Source organism: Pseudomonas sp. HS6 (assembly GCF_023375815.1).
Taxonomy (GTDB): domain Bacteria; phylum Pseudomonadota; class Gammaproteobacteria; order Pseudomonadales; family Pseudomonadaceae; genus Aquipseudomonas.
Map to the genome: position 1 here is coordinate 2,314,167 of NZ_CP067412.1, position 24,060 is coordinate 2,338,226.

The 24,060-nt window shown below is 60.3% G+C and carries 20 protein-coding genes; 10 read left to right on the forward strand and 10 right to left on the reverse strand.

Annotation, left to right across the window (positions count from 1 at the left end):
* Positions 1 to 310: 310 nt before the first annotated feature.
* A complete protein-coding gene (locus JJN09_RS10685; protein ID WP_249490092.1) occupies positions 311 to 1,000 on the reverse strand; it encodes a VacJ family lipoprotein in 690 nt (229 codons plus the stop codon).
* A 185-nt stretch (positions 1,001 to 1,185) separates the two neighbouring features.
* Here JJN09_RS10685 and JJN09_RS10690 point away from each other — a divergent pair, with 185 nt between their 5' ends.
* Positions 1,186 to 1,806 (forward strand): HAD family phosphatase, encoded by a 621-nt coding sequence (locus JJN09_RS10690; RefSeq protein ID WP_249490093.1) that lies wholly within the window; start codon positions 1,186 to 1,188, stop codon positions 1,804 to 1,806.
* A gap of 108 nt (positions 1,807 to 1,914) precedes the next feature.
* A complete protein-coding gene (locus tag JJN09_RS10695) occupies positions 1,915 to 2,178 on the forward strand; it encodes a DUF4404 family protein (protein ID WP_248743343.1) in 264 nt (87 codons plus the stop codon).
* Between the two features lie 64 nt (positions 2,179 to 2,242).
* Here JJN09_RS10695 and queF read toward each other — a convergent pair whose 3' ends face one another.
* Entirely contained in the window at positions 2,243 to 3,073 is an 831-nt protein-coding gene (gene queF, locus JJN09_RS10700) for an NADPH-dependent 7-cyano-7-deazaguanine reductase QueF (protein WP_249490094.1), read from the reverse strand.
* Positions 3,074 to 3,134: 61 nt separating this feature from the next.
* A complete protein-coding gene (locus JJN09_RS10705) occupies positions 3,135 to 3,668 on the reverse strand; it encodes a plastocyanin/azurin family copper-binding protein (RefSeq protein WP_249490095.1) in 534 nt (177 codons plus the stop codon).
* Between the two features lie 155 nt (positions 3,669 to 3,823).
* Here JJN09_RS10705 and JJN09_RS10710 point away from each other — a divergent pair, with 155 nt between their 5' ends.
* Both JJN09_RS10710 and JJN09_RS10715 read left to right on the forward strand, forming a co-directional pair.
* Positions 3,824 to 4,504, forward strand: coding sequence for a heavy metal response regulator transcription factor (locus tag JJN09_RS10710; protein ID WP_249490096.1), 681 nt, complete (start codon positions 3,824 to 3,826; stop codon positions 4,502 to 4,504).
* On the forward strand, positions 4,504 to 5,844 hold the full coding sequence (locus tag JJN09_RS10715; RefSeq protein WP_249490097.1) for a heavy metal sensor histidine kinase: 1,341 nt from the start codon (positions 4,504 to 4,506) through the stop codon (positions 5,842 to 5,844). The genes JJN09_RS10710 and JJN09_RS10715 overlap by 1 nt, the downstream gene beginning before the upstream one ends.
* 30 nt (positions 5,845 to 5,874) lie before the next feature.
* On the opposite strand, the gene JJN09_RS10720 is transcribed toward JJN09_RS10715, so the two are convergent.
* The 3 genes from JJN09_RS10720 to JJN09_RS10730 form a co-directional block, all read right to left on the reverse strand.
* Positions 5,875 to 7,119, reverse strand: a complete 1,245-nt coding sequence (locus tag JJN09_RS10720) for a lipoprotein-releasing ABC transporter permease subunit (protein WP_249490098.1) — start codon at positions 7,117 to 7,119, stop codon at positions 5,875 to 5,877.
* Between the two features lie 63 nt (positions 7,120 to 7,182).
* Positions 7,183 to 7,866: a lipoprotein-releasing ABC transporter ATP-binding protein LolD gene (lolD, locus tag JJN09_RS10725; RefSeq protein ID WP_249490099.1), complete on the reverse strand. Its 684-nt coding sequence runs from the start codon at positions 7,864 to 7,866 to the stop codon at positions 7,183 to 7,185.
* A gap of 7 nt (positions 7,867 to 7,873) precedes the next feature.
* A complete protein-coding gene (locus JJN09_RS10730; protein WP_249490100.1) occupies positions 7,874 to 9,124 on the reverse strand; it encodes a lipoprotein-releasing ABC transporter permease subunit in 1,251 nt (416 codons plus the stop codon).
* 94 nt (positions 9,125 to 9,218) lie between these two features.
* On the opposite strand from JJN09_RS10730, the gene JJN09_RS10735 reads away from it, so the two are divergent.
* Together JJN09_RS10735 and JJN09_RS10740 are read left to right on the forward strand one after the other, a co-directional pair.
* On the forward strand, positions 9,219 to 9,800 hold the full coding sequence (locus JJN09_RS10735; RefSeq protein ID WP_249490101.1) for a PilZ domain-containing protein: 582 nt from the start codon (positions 9,219 to 9,221) through the stop codon (positions 9,798 to 9,800).
* A 13-nt stretch (positions 9,801 to 9,813) separates the two neighbouring features.
* Complete coding sequence (locus JJN09_RS10740) at positions 9,814 to 10,536, forward strand: glycerophosphodiester phosphodiesterase (protein WP_249490102.1); 723 nt, start codon at positions 9,814 to 9,816, stop codon at positions 10,534 to 10,536.
* Positions 10,537 to 10,578: 42 nt separating this feature from the next.
* Here JJN09_RS10740 and sthA read toward each other — a convergent pair whose 3' ends face one another.
* Both sthA and JJN09_RS10750 read right to left on the reverse strand, forming a co-directional pair.
* Positions 10,579 to 11,973 carry a Si-specific NAD(P)(+) transhydrogenase gene (gene sthA, locus JJN09_RS10745; protein ID WP_007984277.1) on the reverse strand — a complete coding sequence of 465 codons (1,395 nt, stop codon included), beginning with the start codon at positions 11,971 to 11,973 and terminating at the stop codon, positions 10,579 to 10,581.
* A gap of 197 nt (positions 11,974 to 12,170) precedes the next feature.
* Positions 12,171 to 13,220, reverse strand: a complete 1,050-nt coding sequence (locus tag JJN09_RS10750; protein WP_249490103.1) for an FAD:protein FMN transferase — start codon at positions 13,218 to 13,220, stop codon at positions 12,171 to 12,173.
* Positions 13,221 to 13,295: 75 nt separating this feature from the next.
* Here JJN09_RS10750 and JJN09_RS10755 point away from each other — a divergent pair, with 75 nt between their 5' ends.
* On the forward strand, positions 13,296 to 14,588 hold the full coding sequence (locus JJN09_RS10755; RefSeq protein WP_249490104.1) for an MFS transporter: 1,293 nt from the start codon (positions 13,296 to 13,298) through the stop codon (positions 14,586 to 14,588).
* Between the two features lie 65 nt (positions 14,589 to 14,653).
* Here the strand turns inward: JJN09_RS10755 and JJN09_RS10760 are convergent, their stop codons facing one another.
* Positions 14,654 to 16,117 carry a glyceraldehyde-3-phosphate dehydrogenase gene (locus JJN09_RS10760; protein WP_249490105.1) on the reverse strand — a complete coding sequence of 488 codons (1,464 nt, stop codon included), beginning with the start codon at positions 16,115 to 16,117 and terminating at the stop codon, positions 14,654 to 14,656.
* 354 nt (positions 16,118 to 16,471) lie between these two features.
* Here JJN09_RS10760 and mfd point away from each other — a divergent pair, with 354 nt between their 5' ends.
* Genes mfd through JJN09_RS10775 form a run of 3 tightly spaced genes read left to right on the forward strand, consistent with a single transcriptional unit; the run spans position 16,472 to position 23,200 of the window.
* A complete protein-coding gene (mfd, locus tag JJN09_RS10765; protein ID WP_249490106.1) occupies positions 16,472 to 19,921 on the forward strand; it encodes a transcription-repair coupling factor in 3,450 nt (1,149 codons plus the stop codon).
* Positions 19,922 to 19,931: 10 nt separating this feature from the next.
* Positions 19,932 to 20,498, forward strand: coding sequence for a CsiV family protein (locus JJN09_RS10770; RefSeq protein WP_249490107.1), 567 nt, complete (start codon positions 19,932 to 19,934; stop codon positions 20,496 to 20,498).
* 11 nt (positions 20,499 to 20,509) lie between these two features.
* A complete protein-coding gene (locus JJN09_RS10775; protein WP_249490108.1) occupies positions 20,510 to 23,200 on the forward strand; it encodes a DEAD/DEAH box helicase in 2,691 nt (896 codons plus the stop codon).
* 114 nt (positions 23,201 to 23,314) lie between these two features.
* Here JJN09_RS10775 and JJN09_RS10780 read toward each other — a convergent pair whose 3' ends face one another.
* Positions 23,315 to 24,052, reverse strand: a complete 738-nt coding sequence (locus JJN09_RS10780; protein ID WP_249490109.1) for an S-methyl-5'-thioinosine phosphorylase — start codon at positions 24,050 to 24,052, stop codon at positions 23,315 to 23,317.
* Positions 24,053 to 24,060: the final 8 nt, after the last annotated feature.

Sequence of the window (24,060 nt, forward strand, 5' to 3'; positions counted from 1 at the left end):
CGCCAGAATTAGGTTGGCGTAGCAGGCGGGGCAACGGCCCGGCGCAGACTACTGGATTCGCTTTCTAGCCTCTCTGCTGCACCGTTTCAGAGCGTTGGCCCTGTACACGGTTGCACCAGAGGTGCCCTTCTAAGGCGCAGACGGTACTCCCATCCGAGAGGCGTTTCAAGCATGCGCCGATGGTCGCTTGGAGACTTTGTTTGTCAAATCACTCGCAGTTATAAGAACGGCTTCAACCGTAACCCAATCATTGGACGCGCCCACAAAAAAGGCGACCTCGCGGTCGCCCCTTCATGTCGATCAATCGAGATCAAAAATCGTCTTCGACGTGACCGTCCTTGACCTTGAACTCGCGGTTTTGCAGGTAGGCATTGCGGATGAAGGTGTACTTGTCGCCGCTGATCAGCTTCTCGCTGGACAGCAGGCTGGCGCGGGTGTCGACGATGTTCAGACCGTAGATGGTGTTACGCGCCGGGATGTCGTTCATGTAGCGGTAAGGCGCGGTGTAGGTGTCGACGTACTTGGACGGCGCGTCACGCAGAGTGCTTGGACCCAGCAACGGCAACATCACGTACGGACCGCTGCTGACACCCCAGTAGCCGAGGGTCTGGCCGAAGTCTTCGTCACTGCGATGCAGGCCCATCTTGGTGCCGACGTCGAAGAAGCCGAGCAGACCGAAGGTGGTGTTGAAGATCAGGCGTGCGGTGTCAACGCCGGCGGCGGCAGGCTTGGCTTGCAGAATGTTGTTCGCCAGGTTGGTGATGTCACCGACGTTGCGGAACATATTGTGGATGCCGTCTTCCAGGAATTGCGGAGTTACAAACTCGTAGCCCTGCGCCAGTGGTTTCAGCGCGTAGGTGTCAACGAAATCGTTGAACTGGAAGATCGGACGGTTGACGCTTTCCCAAGGGTCTTCTTCCGTTGCGGCGTTAGCGGCGAACGGCACCAGCATCACGCTGGCACATACACAAAGCTGAGCGAGAGGATTGCTCCAGCGCATAGAAAACTCCTTGGATTGTACATACGCGGCAAGCGGGCCACGGTTATAAGAGGTGCAGTATAAGACGGAAACAAGGTTTTAGGCATTTCCGGCGTGAACACCTCTGTAGGACGGTTCGTCACGCACTTGTCATCCAACTGTCACCGGCGATGCTTAGCCTGACTTCTATTTCAGGGATGTTTTCCATGCCTCAAGCCGAAGCCTTGCCCCTGTCCGCCCCCAACCTGACAGCCGTACTGTTCGGGCTCAGCGGTTGCCTGGTGGACTTCGGCGCCCGCGCCCGTCATCACGCCAGCCCCGGCACCGAGCACGCCGACGCCACGCCGGGCGCGCTCGACAGCCTGCGCAGCCTGCAGCGCCAACTGATCCCCTGCGCCTGGCTCGATGAGTTGCCCCCTGCCCTCACCCACGTGCTGGCATCCGGATTGCCGGGCTGGATCAAACCTTCGCAATATCCGGCAACAAACAATCCATGGCCGTCACCGAATGCCTGTTGGCAAGCCTTGATGGCCTTGAATGTCGATCGCCTGGACGGCTGCGTGCTAGTCAGCGGTGAACCGCGCTTGCTGCAAGCAGGCCTGAATGCCGGGTTGTGGACCATTGGCCTGGCCTCCTGTGGCTCACTCTGCGGCCTGGCCCCGGGTGAATGGCAAGCCCTCAGTCAGAAAGAACGCGAACAACTGCGCGGCAAGGCCACCGTCCAGCTATTCGGCCTGGGCGTGCACTCGGTGATCGATCACCTGGGCGATCTCGACACCTGCCTGGCGGACATCAGCCTGCGCCGTCTCAAAGGCGAAAAGCCCTGACCGGGATCATGCAGGTTCATCGAGAGTGGATTAGTCTTAAGGAGAGCCATAGACCTTTGGCGCGCGGCTGCGGTCTATGCCAGTGCCTCTCGATAAAAGGAAAACACCATGCCCGCCCGCGAACTGCAAGAACAGCTCAACACCCTGCGCGAGCAACTGGATCAGAATCCGCCGCTGTCGGAAGCCGAGCGCGCAGACCTGCACGCACTGATGCAACAGATCGAACTGGAACTTGAACTGGAAACCAAGACCCAGGATTCCAGCATCGCCGACGGTGTGAATCTGGCCGTTGATCGTTTTGAACTCGAACATCCCGCCATTGCCGGCACATTGCGCAATATTGTGAATTCCCTTGTCAGCATGGGAATCTGAAGCCCGCGAATGTAAAAAAGCCCTGCCAGCGATGGCAGGGCTTTTTTAATGTCCGCGTTGCGGGTTATTGACGAACCAGACGATGGTTCGGTAACTGCACGCTTTCAGTGCTGCGATACGGGTTGATATCCAGCCCGCCCCGGCGCACATAGCGTGCAAACACTGTGAGTTTTTCCGGCTTCAGCAAACGCTGCAGGTCGAGGAAAATCCGCTCCACGCACTGCTCATGGAAGTCCGAGTGCTGGCGGAAGCTGACGATGTATTCCAGCAGGCTGGCGTGATCCAGCGCCGCACCGCGATATTCCACCACCACGCTGCCCCAGTCCGGCTGGCTGGTCACCGGGCAATTGGACTTGAGCAGATGGCTGTGCACGCTCTCCTCCACCACCCGCGAATCATCGCAACGCAGCAGCTCGGGACGCGGATGTTCGTAGTTGCTGACGCTGATATTCAGATCGTCAATGCACACGCCCGGCAGTACGACGACGCCTTCGGCCTCGACCTCTTTCAGGCTGCGAACCCGCACACCCACCGGCTTGCCGGCAGCGGCGGACAAGTCCTTGACCAGCGTCGCTTCCAGGCTCGCGACGTCAGCGAACGGCGTCTGGTTCAACGAGTTCAGGTACAGCTTGAACGACTTGGATTCGATGATGTTCGGCGAGTCCGCCGGAATGCTGAATTCGCCGATCGCCACCACCGGTTTGCCCGACGGCAGCAACCACGACAGTTCGAAGCAGTTCCAGAAATCCACGCCTTTATACGGCAGGGTCTCGGCGGTCAGGCCCAGCTCGGCCCACTTCGCGGTGCGCGGGATCGGGAACAGCAGGGACGGTGTGTAAGTGGCGATGTATTCGCTGGACTTGCCCAGCGGCGAATGTTCGGCTGCGGGATGCATGGCGGAAACCTGACTGAAGAATCAGCGGATTCTATCAGCCTTTGCTCCCGCCTTTGAGTGCTTACTGACTGACAGTCAGTTTGCCGACCATTCCGGCCTGGTAATGCCCGGGAATGTTGCAGGCGAACTCCAGGTTCACGGCTTTGCTGAAGGTCCAGGTCAGCTCGGCGGTCTTGCCCGGTTCGACCAGTACGCTGTTAGGGTCGTCATGCTTCATGACGTGCCCCATCGAGGCATGATCCATGCCCGCCATGTCGTGGGACATTTCTTTCATGCCGGTCGGCGTGAGCATGCCGCTTTGCTGCATCTGCAACATTTCCTGCTGGTGTTTGGCATGCATCGCTGCATCCCCGAGGTTGAATTCGTGCAACAACTGACCTTTATTCACCAACACAAAGCGAATGGTCTCACCGGCCTTGATCTCGATGGCCTTCGGATCGAACGACATGTCGCCCATCACCACTTCAATGCTGCGGGTGGCCTTTGTAGCCGGCGCCGGTTGGCCGAAGTCATACGTGTGCGCAGGGTCGGCCCAGACGGATGAGCTCAGCGCCAGCAGACAGGCGGCGATGGCCAGAGGGTTGCGCAAAAACATAGTCATACTCCAACAAGATAAGGTTCAGCCTGTGGGAAACTTTAGCCCGCCCGCGCTGGCAGCTACCTGACAGCCAGATTACAACTTTGTCAGGTTGGCGCTTGTGGCAACGTCCCACGGTATAAAGCTTTCGATCCTACAACCCCGAGTCGCCCATGAAACTGCTGATCGTCGAAGACCAACCGAAAACCGGCCACTACCTGCGCCAGGGCCTGACCGAGGCCGGTTTCAACACAGAATTGGTGGCCGACGGCACCTCCGGCCAGCAACTGGCCTTGAGCGGTGACTATGCCTTGCTGATCCTCGACGTGATGCTGCCCGGGCGCAACGGCTGGCAGATTCTGCAAGCGGTGCGCAGTGCCGGGCTCGAAACGCCGATCCTGTTTCTGACCGCCAAAGACACCGTGGAAGACCGGGTTCATGGCCTGGAACTGGGCGCCGACGATTATCTGGTCAAGCCGTTCGCCTTCTCCGAACTGCTGGCCCGGGTGCGCAGCCTGTTGCGACGCGGCAGCGCCACTGCGCAGGAAACCTGCCTGCAACTGGCCGACCTGCGTCTGGACCTGATTCGCCGCCGCGTCGAGCGCAGCGGCCAGCGCATCGACCTCACGGCGAAAGAGTTTGCCCTGCTGGAAATGCTTTTGCGCCGCCAGGGTGAAGTGCTTCCCAAAACCCTGATCGCCTCCCAGGTCTGGGACATGAATTTCGACAGCGACACCAACGTGATCGAAGTGGCGATCCGCCGATTGCGACTGAAGATCGACGATGAGTTTCCCGACAAGTTGATCCACACCGTGCGCGGCATGGGTTACGTCCTTGAAGAGCGCTCCGCCTGATGCGTCGTCTGTCACTCGGCAGTCGGCTGGCGTTGCTGTTCGCCGCGTGTACCGCGACGGTGTCGCTGGTGGCAGGCGTGGTTTTCAATCGGGCCAGTGAGGCGCATTTCATCGAGCTCGATCAGCAATTGCTCGAAAGCAAGTTGATCAATGTGCGTCAGACCCTGCTGGGTGATGGTGACGCCGCGCATATCACCGCTGAATTGAGCCAACAGGGCGATGTCACCCTGCGCATCAGCAGCCCTGAGGGGCAACGCTGGTTCGGCCGCTCCTTGCAATTGCCGGCAAACCTGCCGCAACAGCCCGGCCTGGCCACCATCATCGATAACGGCACGGACTATCGCTTGCTCAATGCCCTGCTCCAGCCGGAAAAGCCTGACTCCGCGCAATTGACCTTGCTGCTGGACATCACCCACCACCAACACTTCCTGCAACGCATGCAGCATCTGATCTGGCTGACCGTCGGTCTTTCGGCGCTGGCGACCGCACTGCTCGGCGCCTGGGCAGCGCGCAGCGGGTTGCGTCCACTGCGCCGCATGAGTGCCGTCGCGCGCGGGATTTCCGCGCAATCGCTCAATGCCCGACTGCCTGAAGCGCAGATGCCTGCGGAACTCACGGAACTGGCCCACAGCTTCAACGCCATGCTCGGACGCCTCGACGACTCCTTTCAGCGTCTCTCGGCGTTTTCCGCCGACATCGCCCATGAGCTGCGCACCCCATTGTCGAACCTGCTGACCCACACGCAGGTCACCCTCACCCGCCCTCGCCCACTCGAAGACTATCGCGAGGCCCTGCACAGCAACCTTGAAGAGCTGCAATGGATGGCGCAGTTGGTGAACGACATGCTTTATCTGGCCAAGGCTGACCACGGTTTACTGGTGCCAAAGCGCGAACCGCTGGAACTGGCGGATGAATCCGATGCGCTGCTGGAGTTTTTCGCACCGCTGGCCGAGGACGCTCAGGTCAGTCTCCGTCGTGACGGTCAGGGTCGGTTCGAGGGTGATCGCGCGATGTTGCGCCGAGCGCTGTCGAATCTGCTGGATAACGCGTTGCGCTTCACACCCGCGGCCGGCGAAGTACGCGTGCGGGTGGCCGAGCAGGCGAAATCCTTGAGGGTGACCGTGGAGAACAGTGGCGAGGGGATTTCTTCGGAGTTGTTGCCGCGCTTGTTTGACCGTTTCTACCGGGCGGACCCGGCGCGCCAGGAAGGCAGTACGGAGCATGCGGGATTGGGGCTGGCGATTACCCAGTCGATCATCCGGGCCCATGGCGGGCAGATTCATTGCGAATCGGCTCAGGGTTGGACGCGGTTTGTGATTGAGTTGCCGAAAAACGATTGAGGCCGGCAATGCCGGCCTCAACGGGGGAACTTACGAATAGCGCAACGCGTGCGCCGGTTCGATCTTCGCCGCTCGCCAGGCCGGATAAACCGTCGCCAGGAAGCTGAGGATGAAGCCCGCCGAGCAGATCAGCAGCACATCGCCCGCCTGCAATTCCGAAGGCAGATTGCTGACGAAGTACACATCCGAACTGAAGATGTGCTGCCCGGACACTCGTTCGATCCAGCCCACCATCTCACTGACGTTCAGCGCGGCAATCACGCCGAGCACACCACCAATGATGGTGCCGACAATCCCGATCACCGTGCCCTGCACCATGAAGATCGCCATGATCTGCCGTGGCGTGGCGCCGATGGTGCGCAGGATCGCGATGTCCGCGCCCTTGTCGTTCACCACCATGATCAGGGTCGCGATGATGTTGAACGCCGCCACCGCGACGATCATCAGCAGCAACAGACCGATCATGGTTTTTTCCATCTTCATCGCACTGAACAGGCTGCCCTGGGTGTGGGTCCAGTCGTCAGCCTTGAAGTCAGCGCCGAGGCCGGTGGCAATGTCCGACGAAACCTTCGGTGCGGCGTACAGGTCCTTCACCGCCAGGCGCACGCTCTGTACCTGATTCGGCTCCCAGTGCTGCATCTGCGCGGCATCAGCCACGTGGATCAGACCCATGGAACCGTCCAGTTCGGCGCCGACCTTGAACACACCGACCACGTTCAAACGCTGCATGCGCGGGGTGATGCCGCCCGGTGCGGTACTGACTTCCGGCACGATCAGGGTGATCTTGTCGCCGACGTTCAGGCGGAAGCGTCGGGCAGTGATTTCGCCCAGCACTACGCCGAATTCGCCCGGTTTCAAGGCGTCGAGACGGCCCTGCACGATGTGCTGCGCAACGATCGACACCTTGCCTTCCTGGGCCGGGTCGACGCCGCTGATCTGGATCGGCTGCATCATGCCCTTGTAGGACAGCATGCCTTCCATTTCAGTGAACGGCACGGCGGCGGTCACTTCGGGATTCTTCAGCGCAGCGGCAGCCACCGGTTGCCAGTCATCGATCGGCTTGACGCCCACGATGGTCGCATGAGGCACCATGCCGAGGATGCGCGAACTCATTTCGCGCTGGAAGCCGTTCATCACCGACAGCACCACGATCATCGCCAGCACGCCTAGGGCGAGGCCGATCATCGAGGTCATCGATATGAACGAAACAAAGCGATTGCGGCGCTTGGCGCGGGTATAGCGCGTGCCGATAAAGATCGATAACGGTCTGAACATTCGCTGGGGCACCGTATAAAAATAAAAGACCCGATGCCTTTTCAGGCATCGGGTTTCAAGCCGTCAGATTGGAGTCAGGCAACCTTCCTGCAGGTGCAGGACGCGGTCCATCTGGCGAGCCAGGTTCATGTCGTGAGTCACCACCAGGAACGCCGTGCGCATGGACGTGCTGAGCTCCAGCATCAAATCCTGAATGCCTTGGGCGGTGTGGGAGTCGAGGTTGCCGGTCGGCTCGTCGAGCATCACCAGGCCTGGTTTGTTGACCAGCGCACGGGCAATCGCCACACGCTGACGCTCACCGCCAGACAGTTCGGCCGGTTTGTGCTCCAGACGATGGCCAAGGCCGACTCGCTCCAGCAATGCGGTGGCGCGCTGACGCGCTTCCGGGATCGGCGTCTTGCCGATCAGAAGCGGCATGCAGACGTTTTCCAGCGCGGTGAATTCCGGCAGCAAGTGGTGAAACTGATAAACGAAGCCCAGCGAGCGGTTGCGCAGCAGACCGCGTTTCTTCTCGCTGAGGGCCGAGAGCTCTTCGCCATCGAGCCAGACGCTGCCCTTGGTCGGCGTGTCGAGGCCGCCCAGCAGGTTGAGCAACGTACTTTTGCCCGAACCCGAGGTGCCGACAATCGCCACGCGCTCACCCGGGTGCAACTCCAGTTGCAGACCGGACAGTACTTCTACCGATTCCGGGCCTTCCTCGTAGGATTTGCCCAGGTTGCGGCAGCTCAAGATTGCTTTTTCACTCATGCCCGACTCACTCATAACGTAGCGCCTCCGCCGGCTGGGTGCGCGCGGCACGCCAGGCTGGATACAGGGTGGCGAGGAAACTCAGGACCAACGCAGCGGCGCAGACCATGATCACATCCTGGCTCTGCACCTGCGACGGCAGGTAATCGATGAAATACACGTCGGCGTTGAGGAATTTATGCCCGATCACGCCTTCAAGGGCCGAGATCGCGGCGCTGACGTTGAGCGCGGCAAAGATCCCCACTACGGCGCCGATGGCCGTACCGACCACGCCGATCACCGTGCCTTGCACCATGAACGTGCGCATGATCGTGCCCGGCGTGGCGCCCAATGTGCGCAGAATGGCGATGTCGCCCTTCTTGTCGTTCACCACCATCACCAGTGTGGAAATGATGTTGAACGCGGCAACGGCGACGATCAGCAGCAACAGCAGGCCGATCATGGCTTTTTCCATGCGGATCGCCTGATACAGATTGCCGTGGGTACGGGTCCAGTCGCGTGCGTAGTAATGGTCTTCGCCAAGCCGTTGAGCGATGTTCCACGCCTCACGCGGTGCCTGGAACAGATCGTCGAACTTCAGACGCAGGCCCTGCACCTGATCAGGCTTCCAGCGGTGCATCTTCGCCAGATCCTGCAGGTTGGTCACGCCCAGGTAACCGTCCAGCTCGCCGGCGCCAACATGGAAGATGCCGACCACAGTGAAGCGCTTCATGCGCGGAAACATGCCGGCCGGCGTCACGCTGACCTCCGGCGCGACGAAGGTGATCTTGTCACCGATGCCCACGCCGAGCTTGGTCGCGGCCTTGTCGCCGATCACGATGCCGAAGCTGCCCGGCGTCAGGTCGTCGAGCTTGCCCTGCTTCATGAAGTTGTCGATGATCGAGACGTTGCGTTCCAGCGCCGGATCGATGGCATTGAGCAACACCTTGGACACCTGGCCGTTATTGGTCAGCAGCCCCTGCATCTGGGTGAACGGCGCGACGGCCGCCACCTGCGGATTCTGCTTGACCTTGGTGGCCAGGCCTTGCCAATCGTTGATCGGCTCGCCAGATTCGATGGTCGCGTGGGGCACCATGCCCAGCACGCGGGTGCGCATCTCATGATCGAAGCCGTTCATCACCGACAACACCACGATCATCACGACCACGCCAAGAGCGAGCCCGATCATCGAAGTCAGGGAAATGAATGACACAAAATGATTGCGACGCTTTGCACGGGTATAACGCGTGCCGATAAATACGAAGAGAGGTCTGAACATGTCGGGGCTTGTTCGGAGGGAAAAGGAACGTCCTTGTGGCGGGGGTCGATAACCAGCTTTACACTCAGACCACCGCCGCTACCATGGGTTCGCCATGTCGACATTAGATGAAGAAGATCGCCGCGAATACTACCGTATCGAGGACACGATCGCACTGGAAATTAGGCCCCTGTCCGCTCCCGAAGCCGCAGGCCAGGAAGTGTTGCAGGATGCTTCGCCACTGTTCAATCTGCTCAGCGAACTGCACCTGAGCGAATTCGAGTCGCAGCACCTGCTGCGCCAGATCAGTGAACGTGACCGCGCCATCGCTGCGTTCCTGAAATCCCAGAACAAACGCATCGACCTGCTCAGCCAGGTGGTCGCCCTGACCGTGCTCGGCCATATCGGCGAGCCGCAGCCCGTGATCATCTCCGAGGGCGGCATCGACTTTCAGTACCCGACCCCGATTGCCTCCGGCGCCCACCTGTCGGTCAAACTGGTGCTGATGCCCCAGGCGCTTGGCCTGTTGCTGCGCGCCCGCGTGACCCATTGCGACCGCAAGGGCGACGGCTACGACATCGGCACCGAGTTCGAGCACTTGACCGATGCCCAGCGCCAGTTGCTCGCCCGCTATATCTTGCAAAAGCAGGCCCAGGAACGACGTCTGGCCCGCGAACAGAACGAATCAGGCATTTAATTAAGGAAGAACCGTGACCCTTATCTACGGCCACCGCGGCGCCAAGGGCGAAGCACCGGAAAACACCCTGACCAGTTTTCAGGAATGTCTCAAGCACGGCGTACGCCGTTGCGAACTGGACCTGCACCTGTCCAAGGACGGCGAGTTGATGGTCATCCACGACCCGACCCTCAAGCGCACCACGGAGCGCCGTGGCAAGGTGGTCGAGCACTCCGCCGCCGACCTGGTGACCTACGACGCCCGCAAGGGTGGCCCGGGCTGGATCAAGCCGTGCCCGATTCCGACGCTGGAAGAACTGTTCGAGAAGTGTGATTTCGACCACTGGCAGCTCGAAGTCAAAAGCGCTTCGCGCACCCGCGCCGCAACCACCGTGCTGGCCATCCGTGAAATGGCGGTCAGGCACGGACTGCTCGACAAGGTGACGATCACCTCGAGTTCGCGGGAAGTATTGAAGGCTGCGCTGGATCTGGTGCCCGACGTATCACGCGGCCTGGTGGCCGAATACGCCTGGCTCGACCCGTTGAAGGTTGCGCAAAGTTACGGTTGCGAGATTCTGGCGCTGAACTGGACGCTGTGTACGCCGGAACGCCTGCAGAAGGCGCAGCGTCAGGGGCTGCACGTGTCGGTATGGACCGTCAACGAGCCTGCGCTGATGCGCAGACTCGCCGACTTCGGCGTTGACAGCCTGATTACAGACTTTCCCGGTTTGGCCACTGCCACCCTTGGGAATAGCTGAAATCGGTCTCCCCGGCCGGCTCAGGCCACCGGCCGGAGCCCGTCAAAAAAGCCGGTTGAGGCCGTCGTACGCCGCTACCCGATAGGCTTCGGCCATGGTCGGGTAGTTGAACGTGGTGTTGACGAAGTACTTCAGGGTATTCAGCTCACCCGGCTGGTTCATGATCGCCTGACCGATGTGCACGATCTCCGACGCCTGATAACCGAAGCAGTGAACGCCCAGCACTTCCAGGGTTTCACGGTGGAACAGGATCTTCAGCATGCCTTGCGGCTCGCCGGCGATCTGCGCACGCGCCATGCTCTTGAAGAACGCCTTGCCCACTTCGTACGGCACTTTGGCCTGGGTCAGTTCCTGCTCGTTCTTGCCGATCGAGCTGATCTCCGGAATGGTGTAGATGCCGGTCGGCACGTCATTCACGAAGCGCCAGCTGCCATTGTCGACGATGCTGCCGGCTGCCGAGCGACCCTGGTCGTGGGCGGCACTGGCCAGGCTCGGCCAGCCGATCACGTCACCGGCACCGTAGATGTTCGGCACACAGGTGCGGTAGGCCTCATCGACTTCGATCTGGCCACGGCTGTTGACCTTGACGCCGATGTTTTCCAGACCCAACTGATCGGTATTACCGGTCCGGCCGTTGCACCAGAGCAAGGCGTCGGCCTTGATCTTCTTGCCGGATTTCAGGTGCAGGATCACGCCGTTGTCCACGCCTTCGACGCGGTCGTAGTCTTCGTTGTGGCGCACGGTGATGTTGTTGTTGCTGAAGTGGTAGCTCAGCGCTTGGGAAATTTCCGAGTCGAGGAAGCTCAGCAACTGACCACGGTTGTCCACCAGCTCAACCAGCACACCCAGACCACTGAAGATCGAAGCGTATTCGCAACCGATCACGCCAGCGCCGTAAACGATCAGTTTGCGCGGGGTGTGGCCGAGGCTGAGGATGGTGTCGCTATCGTAGATACGCGGGTGGTGGAAATCGATGTCCGCCGGGCGATAAGGACGCGAACCGGTGGCGATGATGATGTGCTTGGCCACCAGCTTTTCGACCACGCCGTTGGCGCAGACCACTTCGATGGTTTGCTCGTCGGCAAAGCTGCCGGTGCCGAAGAACACGTCGACGCGGTTACGGGCGTAGTAGCCAGTGCGCGAAGCGACTTGTTTGGAGATGACTTTCTCGGCGCTTTTCAACACGTCCGGGAAGGAGAACCAGCGTGGCTCGCCGATCGCACGGAACATCGGATTGGTGTTGAACTGCATGATCTGCCGCACCGAGTGACGCAGGGCCTTGGACGGGATGGTGCCCAGGTGGGTGCAGTTACCGCCGACCTGGCGACGGCTGTCGACCATCGCCACCTTGCGCCCTGCTTTGGCGGCGTTCATTGCCGCGCCTTCTCCCGCCGGGCCGGAACCCAGCACCACCACGTCGTAGTTGTAGACAGCCATGCGTACTCCTCAGAACAGGCCGCGGTGCCAGCAGCACCGGCGGCTAAATCACGCCGAACGACGGCGCGAAGGAACAATTGGGGGCCAGTTGAAAACCCGGACACAGTCTATAGAAGCGTCAACGCCGCGCACATTAACCCTTGGTCGCGTCGTAGGCTACTTTTGCCTGCACTACAACGCCAGCTTTCGTATTGTTCTCAGTCAACTTTTGTGCCACTGAGCCGCTCGAAAGCGTGACTGGTGTGGGTGACGAAACCTGTATCGGCACGAATCACAAAGAATGCACCAATGTCGTGTTTTTCGGCATAGTCCCAGGCCCTTTCCGGCCCGAGAATCAGCAACAGCGTCGATAGTCCATCGGCCATCAAGGCTGAAGGATGAATTACCGTGACTGACGCCAGATCGTGTAGGACCGGCGCCCCGGTGCGGGCATCGAAGGTGTGGGAATAGCGCCGGCCATCCTGCTGAAAATAGTTGCGGTAGTCGCCAGACGTGGAAAGGCCATAGCCATCAACGTTGAGAACGCGCTCCGCCACCTGCTGATCGTCACGGGGTTCTTCCAGCGCGATGCGCCACGGCGAGCCATCAAGCTTCTTGCCGGACGCCTTGAGCTCGCCCGTGGCTTCGGCGAGGTAATCATGAATACCCATGGCGTCGAGTCGCGCGGCAATGGTGTCGACCGCGTAACCGGCAGCGATGCTGTTGAAATCGACCTCGACCGCCGCGTCCTTGCATAACTGATCGCCATCGACACGTAGATGCCGGTAGCCCACCCGTTTCTGCACGTCAGCCAGCGCCGCCGCGCTCGGCACTTTTTCCTCACGCCCCTGCGGACCGAACCCCCAGAGATTGAGCAGTGGTTCCACCGTCAGGTCGTAGGAACCTTCGCTTTGTTGCGACAGCTGCTCGCCAACCCGAACCAACTCAAGAATCGGTGCCGGCATGGTCTGACAGCGATCGGCGGGTAACTCGTTGAAGCGCGAAATATCGGAGTCCGCGCGGTAGGTGGACATCTGCTGGTCGACGTCGGCGAGGATCTTCTCTACCTCGACACGGACATCCTGAGGGGCAGGCAGATTGGCGCGGCGCACATACTTGATCGAATAAGTGCTGCCCATGGTCGGGCCGCCGAAGCTCTCCATCGAGTCGGCGGAGCCGCAGCCGGACAAAACGCCGAGAAGAATCACGAAAACCACCCACCGTCCAGTTAACAATTCTTCATCTCCGAGCAAAACCGTGCCGGCCATTATGACCAAAGAGCCCGCTAGCTCCCAAACGGATACACCGCTTTCATACAAAATCTAAAAAGTGAGTACCTGAACATGTCCTCCTCCACGGGCAAAGGCAAAGCGATTTTTCGCGTTGTCAGCGGCAATTTCCTCGAAATGTTCGACTTCATGGTCTATGGCTTCTACGCCGTGGCCATTTCCAAGACCTTCTTCCCCACCGACAGCGCCTTCGCCTCCCTGATGCTCGCACTGGCGACCTTCGGTGCAGGCTTCCTGATGCGTCCATTAGGGGCGATTTTCCTCGGCGCCTACATTGACCGTCACGGCCGCCGCAAAGGCCTGATCATCACCCTCGCGCTGATGGCGGCCGGTACGGTTCTAATCGCTTGCGTGCCGGGCTACGCCACACTTGGCGTCGCCGCGCCGCTGATCGTGCTGTTCGGCCGATTGCTGCAAGGCTTCTCAGCCGGCGTGGAACTGGGCGGTGTGTCGGTGTACCTGGCAGAGATCGCCACGCCGGGCCGCAAGGGCTTTTTCGTCAGTTGGCAGTCCGCCAGCCAGCAAGCGGCGGTGGTATTCGCCGGCCTGCTCGGTGTCGGCCTCAACCATTGGCTGAGCCCGGAACAGATGGGCGAATGGGGCTGGCGCGTGCCGTTCCTGATCGGCTGCATGATTGTTCCGGTGATCTTCGTCATTCGTCGCTCCCTGGAGGAAACGCCGGAATTCCAGGCACGTAAACACCGCCCTACCCTGCAGGAAATCGTCCGCTCGATCGGTCAGAACTTTGGCATTGTCATCGCCGGCATGGCGCTGGTGGTGATGACCACCGTGTCGTTCTATCTGATCACCGCCTACACCCCGACCTTCGGCAAGGCGGAACTGCACCTGTCGGATTTCGATGCGTTGCTGGTGACGGTGTGCATCGGTCTGTCGAACTTCTTCTGGCTGCCGGTGATGGGCGCGCTGTCTGACAAGATCGGCCGCAAACCCCTGCTGCTGGCGGCGACGATTCTGGCGATCCTGACCGCTTACCCGGCGCTGTCGTGGCTGGTGGCGAACCCGAGCTTCAGCCATCTGCTGATCGTCGAATTGTGGTTGTCGTTCCTGTACGGCTCTTACAACGGCGCGATGGTGGTGGCGCTGACCGAAATCATGCCGGTGGAAGTTCGCACGACCGGTTTCTCGCTGGCCTACAGCCTGGCGACCGCGACCTTCGGTGGATTCACACCAGCCGCCTGTACCTACCTGATTCACGTGCTGGACAACAAGGCAGCGCCGGGGATCTGGCTCAGCGGCGCAGCGGTGCTGGGATTGATCGCGACGCTGGTGCTGTTCCATGGCAACAAGCACGAACTGCGCACGGCACAAGCCGCCATCCCCAACTGACCTGAATCGCCCGCAAACAAAAACGCCCCGACCAGAGTCGGGGCGTTTTCATTTGCAGCTAAGGCTTAGCGCGGGAAAGCTGGCGGGTTTACACCGGCCATGTCTTCCATCACGCGGATCACCTGGCAGCTGTAACCGAACTCGTTGTCGTACCAGACGTACAGAACAACGCGGTTATCCTGGGTGATAGTCGCTTCAGCGTCGACAACACCGGCGTGGCGCGAGCCAACGAAGTCGGTCGAAACCACTTCCTGGGAATTGACGAAGTCGATTTGCTTGTGCAGATCGGAGTGCAGCGCCATGTAGCGCAGGTACTCGTTCATCTCTTCACGGGTAGCGGCTTTCTCAAGGTTCAGGTTGAGAATGGCCATCGACACGTTTGGCGTCGGAACGCGGATCGCGTTACCGGTCAGCTTGCCGGCCAGCTCAGGCAGGGCCTTGGCAGCAGCGGTGGCAGCACCGGTCTCGGTGATTACCATGTTCAGCGCGGCGCTACGACCACGGCGATCGCCCTTGTGGAAGTTGTCGATCAGGTTCTGGTCGTTGGTGTACGAGTGAACGGTTTCGACGTGGCCATTGACGATGCCGAACTTGTCATTCACGGCTTTCAGCACTGGCACGATGGCGTTGGTGGTGCAGGAAGCGGCGGACACGATCTTGTCGTCGGCAGTGATTTCGCCGTGGTTGATACCGTGAACGATGTTCTTCAGCTTGCCTTTGCCAGGAGCGGTCAGAACAACGCGGTCGATACCCGGGCACTGCAAGTGCTGACCCAGGCCATCGGCATCACGCCATACACCGGTGTTGTCCACCAGCAGCGCATCTTTGATGCCGTACTGGGTGTAATCCACTTCGGTAGGGTTTTTCGCGTAGATAACCTGGATCAGGTTGCCGTTGGCGGTGATGGTGTTGTTTTCTTCGTCGATGGTGATGGTGCCGTTGAACGAACCGTGTACCGAATCGCGACGCAGCAGGCTGGCGCGTTTGGTCAGGTCGTTTTCGGCGCCTTTGCGCACCACGATGGCACGCAGACGCAGGCCGTCGCCGCCACCGGTTTTTTCGATCAGGATGCGCGCCAGCAGACGGCCGATACGACCGAAGCCGTAAAGCACAACGTCAGTGCCTTTGCGGGCCGAAGCGTTCTGCTGGCCAACCACGTCAGCCATTTCTTCACGAACGAATTGCTCGGCGGTACGGCCGTTGCCTTCGTTGCGGAATTTGAACGCCAACTTGCCCAGATCCACCGAAGCCGCGCCGAGCTTGAGCTCGCTCATGGCCTTCAGCAGAGGGAATGTTTCGTGGACGGAGAGTTCGCTATCGTCCGAAGAACGATGGCGAGCAAAGCGGTGAGCTTTGAGAATCGCGATGACAGACTGGTTGATCAGGCTGCGGCCATAGATCGAGCTCACCACGTTGTTATTGCGGTAGAGCTGACCGATAAGCGGAATCATCGCTTCTGCGAGTGCTTCACGGTCGATCCATTCACCAAGACACTGGTCGGGCTTCTGAGTCACGGGAACCTTCCACATGTAGGGGCAGAAAAAAGGGGCTACATTATGCCGCCGAGAACCTCTCGTAGCAATGCGCGCTTGTCGCGCAAACGGTAACAAAATTCCGTCCAAAAAAATAACGCTCTCCGCGAGCCCAGTAAAACCGGGGCTTTCAGCGCAGTCATTTTTTCGACGAGTGTTAGACGATGTCTGTAACCCTCCGTAACACCAGCCACTTTCGGCACTACATAATCGCTAAAAAAGTGCTGGTTTTTATGGTTACCACTACATTTCGCTGAAACAGCGCAGATAGACGCAGTCTGCAACTGACAGGCGGCACCGGACGCCGCTACAATTACCGACTTTGTCGCAACGCCTGGAGCTCAACCTTCCGTGCCTGTTCTGCGTCTACCGCTTCTCCCTGCTGCGGCAGGAAAACAGCATTGGGGCAATCTGCCCGGTGCTGCCCTGAGCCTGGCGATTGCCGAGGCTGCCAGCGCTGCCAAGCGCTTCACGTTGCTACTGACCGCCGACAGCCAGAGTGCCGAACGGCTGGAGCAGGAGCTGAGCTTCTTCGCCCCGGATTTGCCGGTGCTGCATTTCCCGGACTGGGAAACCCTGCCCTACGACCTGTTCTCGCCGCACCAGGACATCATCTCCCAGCGCATCGCCAGCCTTTATAGACTGCCGGAGCTGGAACATGGCGTGCTGGTGGTGCCGATCACCACGGCCCTGCATCGTCTGGCGCCGACCAAATTCCTGCTCGGCAGCAGCCTGGTGCTGGATGTCGGCCAGAAGCTCGACGTCGAGCAAATGCGCTCGCGGCTTGAAGCCAGCGGCTATCGATACGTCGACACGGTTTACGAACACGGCGAGTTCACCGTACGCGGTGCACTGATCGACCTGTTCCCGATGGGCAGCAAACTGCCGTATCGCATCGACCTGTTCGACGACGAAATCGAAACCCTGCGCACCTTCGACCCGGAAAACCAGCGCTCCATCGACAAGGTCGATTCGGTCAAGCTGCTGCCGGCCAAGGAGTTCCCGCTACAGAAAGACGCGGTGACCCGCTTCAAGGCGCGTTTTCGCGAGCGTTTCGACGTCGACTTCCGCCGCTGCCCGATCTTCCAGGATCTGAGCAGCGGCATTACGCCGGCCGGTATCGAGTACTACCTGCCGTTGTTCTTCGAAGAGACCTCAACCCTGTTCGACTACCTGCCCCAGGACACCCAGGTGTTCTCGCTGCCGGGCATCGAGCAAGCGGCGGAAAACTTCTGGAACGACGTGCGCAACCGGTATGAAGAGCGCCGCGTCGACCCATCGCGTCCTTTATTGCCGCCGGCCGAACTGTTCCTGCCGGTGGAAGACTGCTTCGCCCGCCTGAAGAACTGGCCGCGAGTGGTCGCCAGCCAACAGGACGTGGAAACTGGTGCAGGCCGCGAACGCTTCCCGGCGCAGGCCTTGCCGAATCTGGCGATCGAAGCCAAGGCCACGCAACCGCTGGCCGCGCTTTCCGCGTTCCTCGACGAATTCCCGGGGCGCGTGCTGTTCACCGCCGAATCCGCCGGCCGTCGCGAAGTGCTGCTGGAATTGCTGGAGCGCCTGAAGCTGCGGCCGAAAACCGTCGACAGCTGGCCGGACTTCGTCGCGAGCAAAGATCGCCTGGCGATCACCATCGCCCCGCTCGACGAAGGCCTGATGCTGGATGACCCGGCGCTGGCACTGGTCGCGGAAAGCCCGCTGTTCGGCCAACGCGTGATGCAGCGTCGCCGTCGCGAAAAACGCGCAGACGCCAACAACGACGCGGTAATCAAGAACCTCACCGAGTTGCGCGAAGGCGCGCCTGTGGTGCACATCGACCACGGTGTCGGCCGCTATCTGGGCCTGACGATTCTGGAAATCGACAATCAGGCCGCCGAGTTCCTGACTCTGGAATACGCCGAGAACGCCAAACTCTACGTGCCGGTGGCCAACCTGCACCTGATCGCTCGTTACACCGGCAGCGACGACGCACTGGCCCCGCTGCACCGCCTCGGCTCCGAGACCTGGCAGAAGGCCAAACGCAAAGCCGCGGAGCAAGTGCGTGACGTTGCTGCTGAATTGCTCGACATCTATGCCCGTCGCGCCGCCCGCGAAGGTTACGCGTTTGCCGATCCGAAGGCCGATTACGCGACTTTCAGCGCCGGCTTCCCGTTCGAAGAAACCCCGGACCAGCAATCCACCATCGAAGCCGTGCGCGAAGACATGCTCGCGCCGAAGCCGATGGATCGGCTGGTCTGCGGCGACGTGGGTTTCGGCAAGACCGAAGTGGCCATGCGCGCCGCGTTCATCGCGGTGCATGGTGGCAAGCAAGTGGCGATTCTGGTGCCGACCACCCTGCTCGCCCAGCAGCACTACAACAGCTTCCGCGACCGCTTCGCCGACTGGCCGGTGACCGTGGAAGTGATGAGCCGTTTCAAATCGGCCAAGGAAGTGAACGCGGCGGTGGCCCAACTGGCCGAAGGCAACATCGACATCGTCATCGGCACACACAAGTTGCTGCAAGACGACGTCAAGATCAAAAATCTCGGGCTGGTGATCATCGACGAAGAGCACCGCTTCGGTGTCCGTCAGAAGGAACAGCTCAAGGCCCTGCGCAGCGAAGTCGATATCCTCACGCTGACTGCCACGCCGATTCCGCGCACGCTGAACATGGCGGTGTCGGGCATGCGCGACCTGTCGATCATCGCCACGCCGCCGGCGCGACGCCTGTCGGTGCGCACCTTCGTCATGGAGCAGAACAAGAGCACAGTCAAAGAGGCCTTGCTGCGTGAGCTGCTGCGCGGCGGTCAGGTCTATTACCTGCACAACGATGTGAAGACCATCGAGAAATGCGCCGCCGAACTGGCGGAACTGGTGCCGGAAGCGCGGATTGGCATCGGCCACGGGCAGATGCGCGAACGCGAACTCGAGCAGGTGATGAGCGACTTCTACCACAAGCGCTTCAACGTGCTGATCGCCTCGACCATCATCGAGACCGGCATCGACGTGCCGAGCGCCAACACCATCATCATCGAGCGCGCCGACAAATTCGGCCTGGCGCAGCTGCACCAGTTGCGCGGCCGTGTTGGTCGCAGTCACCACCAGGCCTACGCCTACCTGCTGACTCCGCCACGCCAACAGATCACCGGCGATGCGGAAAAACGTCTGGAGGCGATTGCCAATACTCAGGATCTGGGCGCTGGCTTCGTATTGGCCACCAACGACCTGGAAATCCGTGGCGCCGGCGAACTGCTGGGCGACGGGCAGAGCGGGCAGATTCAGGCGGTTGGCTTCACGCTGTACATGGAAATGCTCGAACGCGCGGTGAAGTCGATCCGCAAAGGCGAGCAGCCGAACCTCGACCAACCGCTCGGCGGCGGCCCGGAAGTCAACCTGCGAGTGCCGGCGCTGATTCCGGAAGATTATCTGCCGGACGTGCATGCACGCTTGATCCTCTACAAACGCATCGCGTCGGCCACCGACGAGGAAGGCCTGAAAGATCTGCAAGTGGAGATGATCGATCGCTTCGGCCTGCTGCCGGAACCGACCAAAAATCTGGTGCGCATCACCGCATTGAAATTGCAGGCCGAACAGCTGGGCATCAAGAAAGTCGATGGCGGCCCGCAAGGCGGACGCATCGAGTTCGCGGCGCAGACGCCTGTCGACCCGATGACCCTGATCAAACTGATCCAGAGTCAGCCAAAACGCTACAAATTCGAAGGCGCCACGATGTTCAAGTTCCAGGTGCCAATGGAGCGCCCGGAAGAGCGCTTTAATACTGTGGAGGCGCTGTTCGAGCGCCTCATCCCGAAAACTGCTTGAAGGACGCCGCATGCGCCTGGTTCGCTCTCTGTCTTTGCTACTGACTCTGGTAGCACCCTCGGTGTTTGCCGACGACCTGTATCAGGTCGAAATGATTCTGGTACGCCAGAACGCGGTGCCGGCGATTATCAGCCGCGCCGCACCGGAAGACTGGGCCGCTGGCGCTCAACGCCTGGGCGATGACAGCAAGCGCACCACAGCGCTGAACGACGTTGCCACCAAACTCACCGCCAGCGGCGAGTACAGCGTGCTGATGCACAAAGCCTGGCAACAGACACTGGGCGAGACGCCGGCGAAGGTCGCGGTCAGCGAAGGTCAGGAGCAGTTCGGCCAGTTCCCTATCGAGGGCACGATCGAAATGAAGCTCGGGCGCTTCACCGACGTGAACGCCGACTTCTGGGTCAACCAGATCGACGCCAATGGCATGGTCACCGCCAGCGAACGCCTGAAACAGGAAAGCCACACCAAAAACGGCCAGCTCAACTACCTGGACAACGGCCACCTGGCCCTGCTGATCAAGATCACTTCACTGACGGCGCCTGCGCCTCGGGAAGCGCCTGAAGTCGTACCGGACTGATTGAAGTCCTTATGTCCCCGCCTCTGAGTAAACCGCTGGCCTCCTCCTGGGTCAGCCGATTCAAGGAACAAAGCCTGGAGCGTGGCCGCCGCTACGCGCTGGAAAACCGGGTGCGGATCGTGCAGGTCGGCGATGCGACCATTACCGCCAGTTGCGAAGGCTCTGGCGGTAACATTTATCGTCAGACGATTCATCTGCGCGAGTCGGCCAAAGGCACACTGCTGATGGTCGACGCCACGTGCACCTGCCCGGTCCACAGCAACTGCAAACACTGTGCGGCGGTTTTGCTGCAGGTGCAGGAAACCCTCGAATATCCGGCTGCCGCCAAAGACGCCGAACTGCTGGAAAAACTCCAGGCAGTCCTCGAGAACCGCAGCCCCAAGGCGCCGCCGCAAGTACTGGTGGACAACGTGCAACCGGTGCCGCGCCTGTGGCTGGCCAGCGTCGAGTTCAGTGCGTTCGAACCGCGTAACGGCAAAATGCAGCGCTACATCCAGCATCGTGCGGCGCTGTCTTTCAGCTACCTCGACGAATACGTCAGCGGCCAGAAAAACAGCGACATCCTGATTCGCCAGGAAGCCCAGACCCTGCGGGTCAAACGCCATCCGGATGTCGAGCAAAGCTACCGCGAGCAATTGCGGATTCTCGGCTTTCGCATCGCCACCCGACAGAGCAAGGCTCTGCCGGAAAGCGCCGGCGAACTCTATGAAATGGTCAATGACAGCGCCTGGCTGACGTTTACCCTGAACGACCTGCCGAAGCTGCGCACTCAAGGTTGGGAGCTGTTGGTCGACGATGAATTTGGCTTCGACCTGACAGCCGTCGATGACTGGTATGCCACGGTCGAGCAGGTCCCGGAACGGGACTGGTTCGATCTTGAGCTGGGCATCATCGTCAATGGCGAACGCCTCAGCCTGCTGCCGATCCTGCTCAACCTGATGCGCTCGCACGCGGAAATCCTCAACCCCGAACGCCTTGCCCGGCGACGGGACGACGAGCTGATTCTGGTGAACATTCCGCAGCGCAACAGCGAGCACGGCCCTTTACAAGTCGCCCTGCCCCTTGGCCGGTTGAAACCGGTGCTGGCAACGCTGGGCGAGTTCTATCTGCAAGAGCCGGGCGAAACCACCCTGCGCCTGAGCAAGGCTGACGCCATCCGCCTCAACTCGCTGGAAGGCATCCCACTGCTGTGGGAGGGTGGCGAGCAGATCCGCAGCTTCGCCCAACGCCTGCGCGATATCCGCGACTACAGCGCCGAGGCGCCGGAAGGACTGAACGCGACACTGCGGCCTTATCAGCTCGAAGGCTTGAGCTGGATGCAGTCGTTGCGGCAACTTGAGGTTGGTGGAATTCTCGCGGACGACATGGGCCTGGGCAAAACCCTACAGACTCTGGCGCACATTCTCAGCGAGAAAAATGCCGGGCGACTGGATCGCCCCTGCATGGTGGTGATGCCCACCAGTCTGATTCCTAATTGGCTGGACGAAGCGGCACACTTCACGCCACAGCTCAAAGTGGTTGCCTTGTACGGCGCCAGTCGTAAAAAGCACTTCGAAAATCTGGCCGATTACGACCTGATCCTCACGACCTATGCGCTGCTGCCCAAGGATGTCGAACGCCTGGCAAAGCAGCCTCTGCATGTATTGGTGCTGGATGAAGCGCAATACATCAAGAACCCGAACAGCAAAGCGGCGCAGGCTGCCCGCGAACTGAACGCCCGCCAACGCCTATGCCTCAGCGGTACGCCGCTGGAAAACCACCTGGGCGAGCTGTGGTCGCTGTTTCACTTTCTGCTGCCCGGCTGGCTCGGCGACGTTAAAAGTTTCAATGCCGATTACCGCGTGCCGATCGAAAAACGCGCCAGCGAAGTCAGACTTCAACACCTCAACGGTCGGATCAAACCGTTTCTGCTGCGCCGCACCAAGGAACAGGTCGCGACCGAGCTGCCGCCGAAAACCGAGATCATCCACTGGGTCGACCTCAACGAGGCCCAGCGCGATGTGTACGAAACCATGCGCCTGGCCATGGACAAGAAGGTTCGCGACGAGATCACCCGCAAAGGCGTGGCGCGCAGTCAGATCATCATTCTCGAAGCGTTGCTCAAGCTGCGTCAGGTTTGCTGCGACTTGCGCCTGGTCAGCGACGCCACCCTGCCCGCTCGCGGCAGCACCTCGGGCAAGCTCGACAGCCTGATGGAAATGCTCGAGGAGTTGTTTGAGGAAGGACGGCGAATCCTGCTGTTTTCGCAGTTCACTTCGATGCTGTCACTGATCGAGGATGAACTGAAAAAACGCAACGTCGCCTATGCGTTGCTGACGGGACAGACTCGGGATCGGCGCACGCCTGTGAAGGAATTCCAGAGCGGCAAGCGTCAGATCTTTCTTATCAGTCTTAAGGCTGGTGGCGTTGGTCTGAACCTGACGGAAGCGGACACCGTGATTCACTACGATCCGTGGTGGAACCCGGCGACCGAGAATCAGGCAACCGACCGTGCGTATCGCATTGGTCAGGAGAAGCCGGTATTCGTCTACAAGATGATTGCCCGGGGGACGGTCGAGGAGAAGATTCAGCATCTTCAAAAGGAAAAGTCCGACCTGGCGGCCGGTGTGCTGGATGGGCGCAAGGCTGGGGACTGGAAGTTGCAGAGTGATGATATCGAGGCACTGTTTGCGCCGTTGCCGGACAAGCTCGACAAGCGCTGAATTCTTTTTCGTCTACCAGATCGATTCGCGGGCAAGCCCGCTCCCACAGAGATAGCGCTAAACCTGTGGGAGCGGGCTTGCCCGCGAATGGCTCGACTCGGTTTTGAGCCAGACTCAGCCCTTGAGTACGCGCGCCAACGTCGATTTCACTTTGCCCATGCCGTCATGCAACGCCTGCTCGATTTCGGCCATGGTGATCACCGCCGTGGTCTTGCCCGCCGCCGGGTTCACCACCAGTGACAGACAGGCGTAATCCAGATCCAGCTCGCGAGCCAGTGCCGCTTCCGGCATGCCGGTCATGCCGACGATGTCGCAGCCGTCACGCTCCAGGCGCACGATCTCTGCCACGGTTTCCAGTCGCGGACCCTGAGTGCAAGCGTAAACGCCTTGATCGCTGTACTCACAACCTTCGGCGGCCAGCGCAGCAATCAGTTGCTGACGCAGTGGCTCGCTGTAGGGAAAGCTGAAATCGATGTGTGTGACATGTTCCAGATCATCGGCGAAATAGGTGTGCTCGCGACCGCTGGTGTAGTCCACAATCTGATGCGGCACGCAGAAATGTCCGGTGCCCATTGCAGGATGAATCCCGCCCACAGCGTTGACCGCAATGATCGCTTCGGCCCCGGCCTGCTTCAACGCCCACAGGTTGGCGCGGTAGTTGACCTGGTGCGGCGGGAAGCGATGCGGATGGCCGTGACGAGCGAGGAACAGCACTTCCTTGCCGGCGTATTCGCCAATCTGGACGTCGGCCGATGGCGCACCATAAGGCGTATCCACCGCCAGCGACTGACGAATGCTCAGGCCTTCCAGCTGGGTCAGGCCGGTGCCACCGATGATTGCGTAAACCGTCATAGCGAAAA

Bases quoted from the DNA above. Each gene is read 5' to 3' on its own strand.
- JJN09_RS10685 (WP_249490092.1), bottom strand. From the start codon at position 1,000: ATGCGCTGGAGCAATCCTCTCGCTCAGCTTTGTGTATGTGCCAGCGTG.
- JJN09_RS10690 (WP_249490093.1), top strand. From the start codon at position 1,186: ATGCCTCAAGCCGAAGCCTTGCCCCTGTCCGCCCCCAACCTGACAGCC.
- JJN09_RS10695 (WP_248743343.1), top strand. From the start codon at position 1,915: ATGCCCGCCCGCGAACTGCAAGAACAGCTCAACACCCTGCGCGAGCAA.
- queF (WP_249490094.1), bottom strand. From the start codon at position 3,073: ATGCATCCCGCAGCCGAACATTCGCCGCTGGGCAAGTCCAGCGAATAC.
- JJN09_RS10705 (WP_249490095.1), bottom strand. From the start codon at position 3,668: ATGTTTTTGCGCAACCCTCTGGCCATCGCCGCCTGTCTGCTGGCGCTG.
- JJN09_RS10710 (WP_249490096.1), top strand. From the start codon at position 3,824: ATGAAACTGCTGATCGTCGAAGACCAACCGAAAACCGGCCACTACCTG.
- JJN09_RS10715 (WP_249490097.1), top strand. From the start codon at position 4,504: ATGCGTCGTCTGTCACTCGGCAGTCGGCTGGCGTTGCTGTTCGCCGCG.
- JJN09_RS10720 (WP_249490098.1), bottom strand. From the start codon at position 7,119: ATGTTCAGACCGTTATCGATCTTTATCGGCACGCGCTATACCCGCGCC.
- lolD (WP_249490099.1), bottom strand. From the start codon at position 7,866: ATGAGTGAAAAAGCAATCTTGAGCTGCCGCAACCTGGGCAAATCCTAC.
- JJN09_RS10730 (WP_249490100.1), bottom strand. From the start codon at position 9,124: ATGTTCAGACCTCTCTTCGTATTTATCGGCACGCGTTATACCCGTGCA.
- JJN09_RS10735 (WP_249490101.1), top strand. From the start codon at position 9,219: ATGTCGACATTAGATGAAGAAGATCGCCGCGAATACTACCGTATCGAG.
- sthA (WP_007984277.1), bottom strand. From the start codon at position 11,973: ATGGCTGTCTACAACTACGACGTGGTGGTGCTGGGTTCCGGCCCGGCG.
- JJN09_RS10750 (WP_249490103.1), bottom strand. From the start codon at position 13,220: ATGGCCGGCACGGTTTTGCTCGGAGATGAAGAATTGTTAACTGGACGG.
- JJN09_RS10755 (WP_249490104.1), top strand. From the start codon at position 13,296: ATGTCCTCCTCCACGGGCAAAGGCAAAGCGATTTTTCGCGTTGTCAGC.
- JJN09_RS10760 (WP_249490105.1), bottom strand. From the start codon at position 16,117: ATGTGGAAGGTTCCCGTGACTCAGAAGCCCGACCAGTGTCTTGGTGAA.
- JJN09_RS10770 (WP_249490107.1), top strand. From the start codon at position 19,932: ATGCGCCTGGTTCGCTCTCTGTCTTTGCTACTGACTCTGGTAGCACCC.
- JJN09_RS10775 (WP_249490108.1), top strand. From the start codon at position 20,510: ATGTCCCCGCCTCTGAGTAAACCGCTGGCCTCCTCCTGGGTCAGCCGA.
- JJN09_RS10780 (WP_249490109.1), bottom strand. From the start codon at position 24,052: ATGACGGTTTACGCAATCATCGGTGGCACCGGCCTGACCCAGCTGGAA.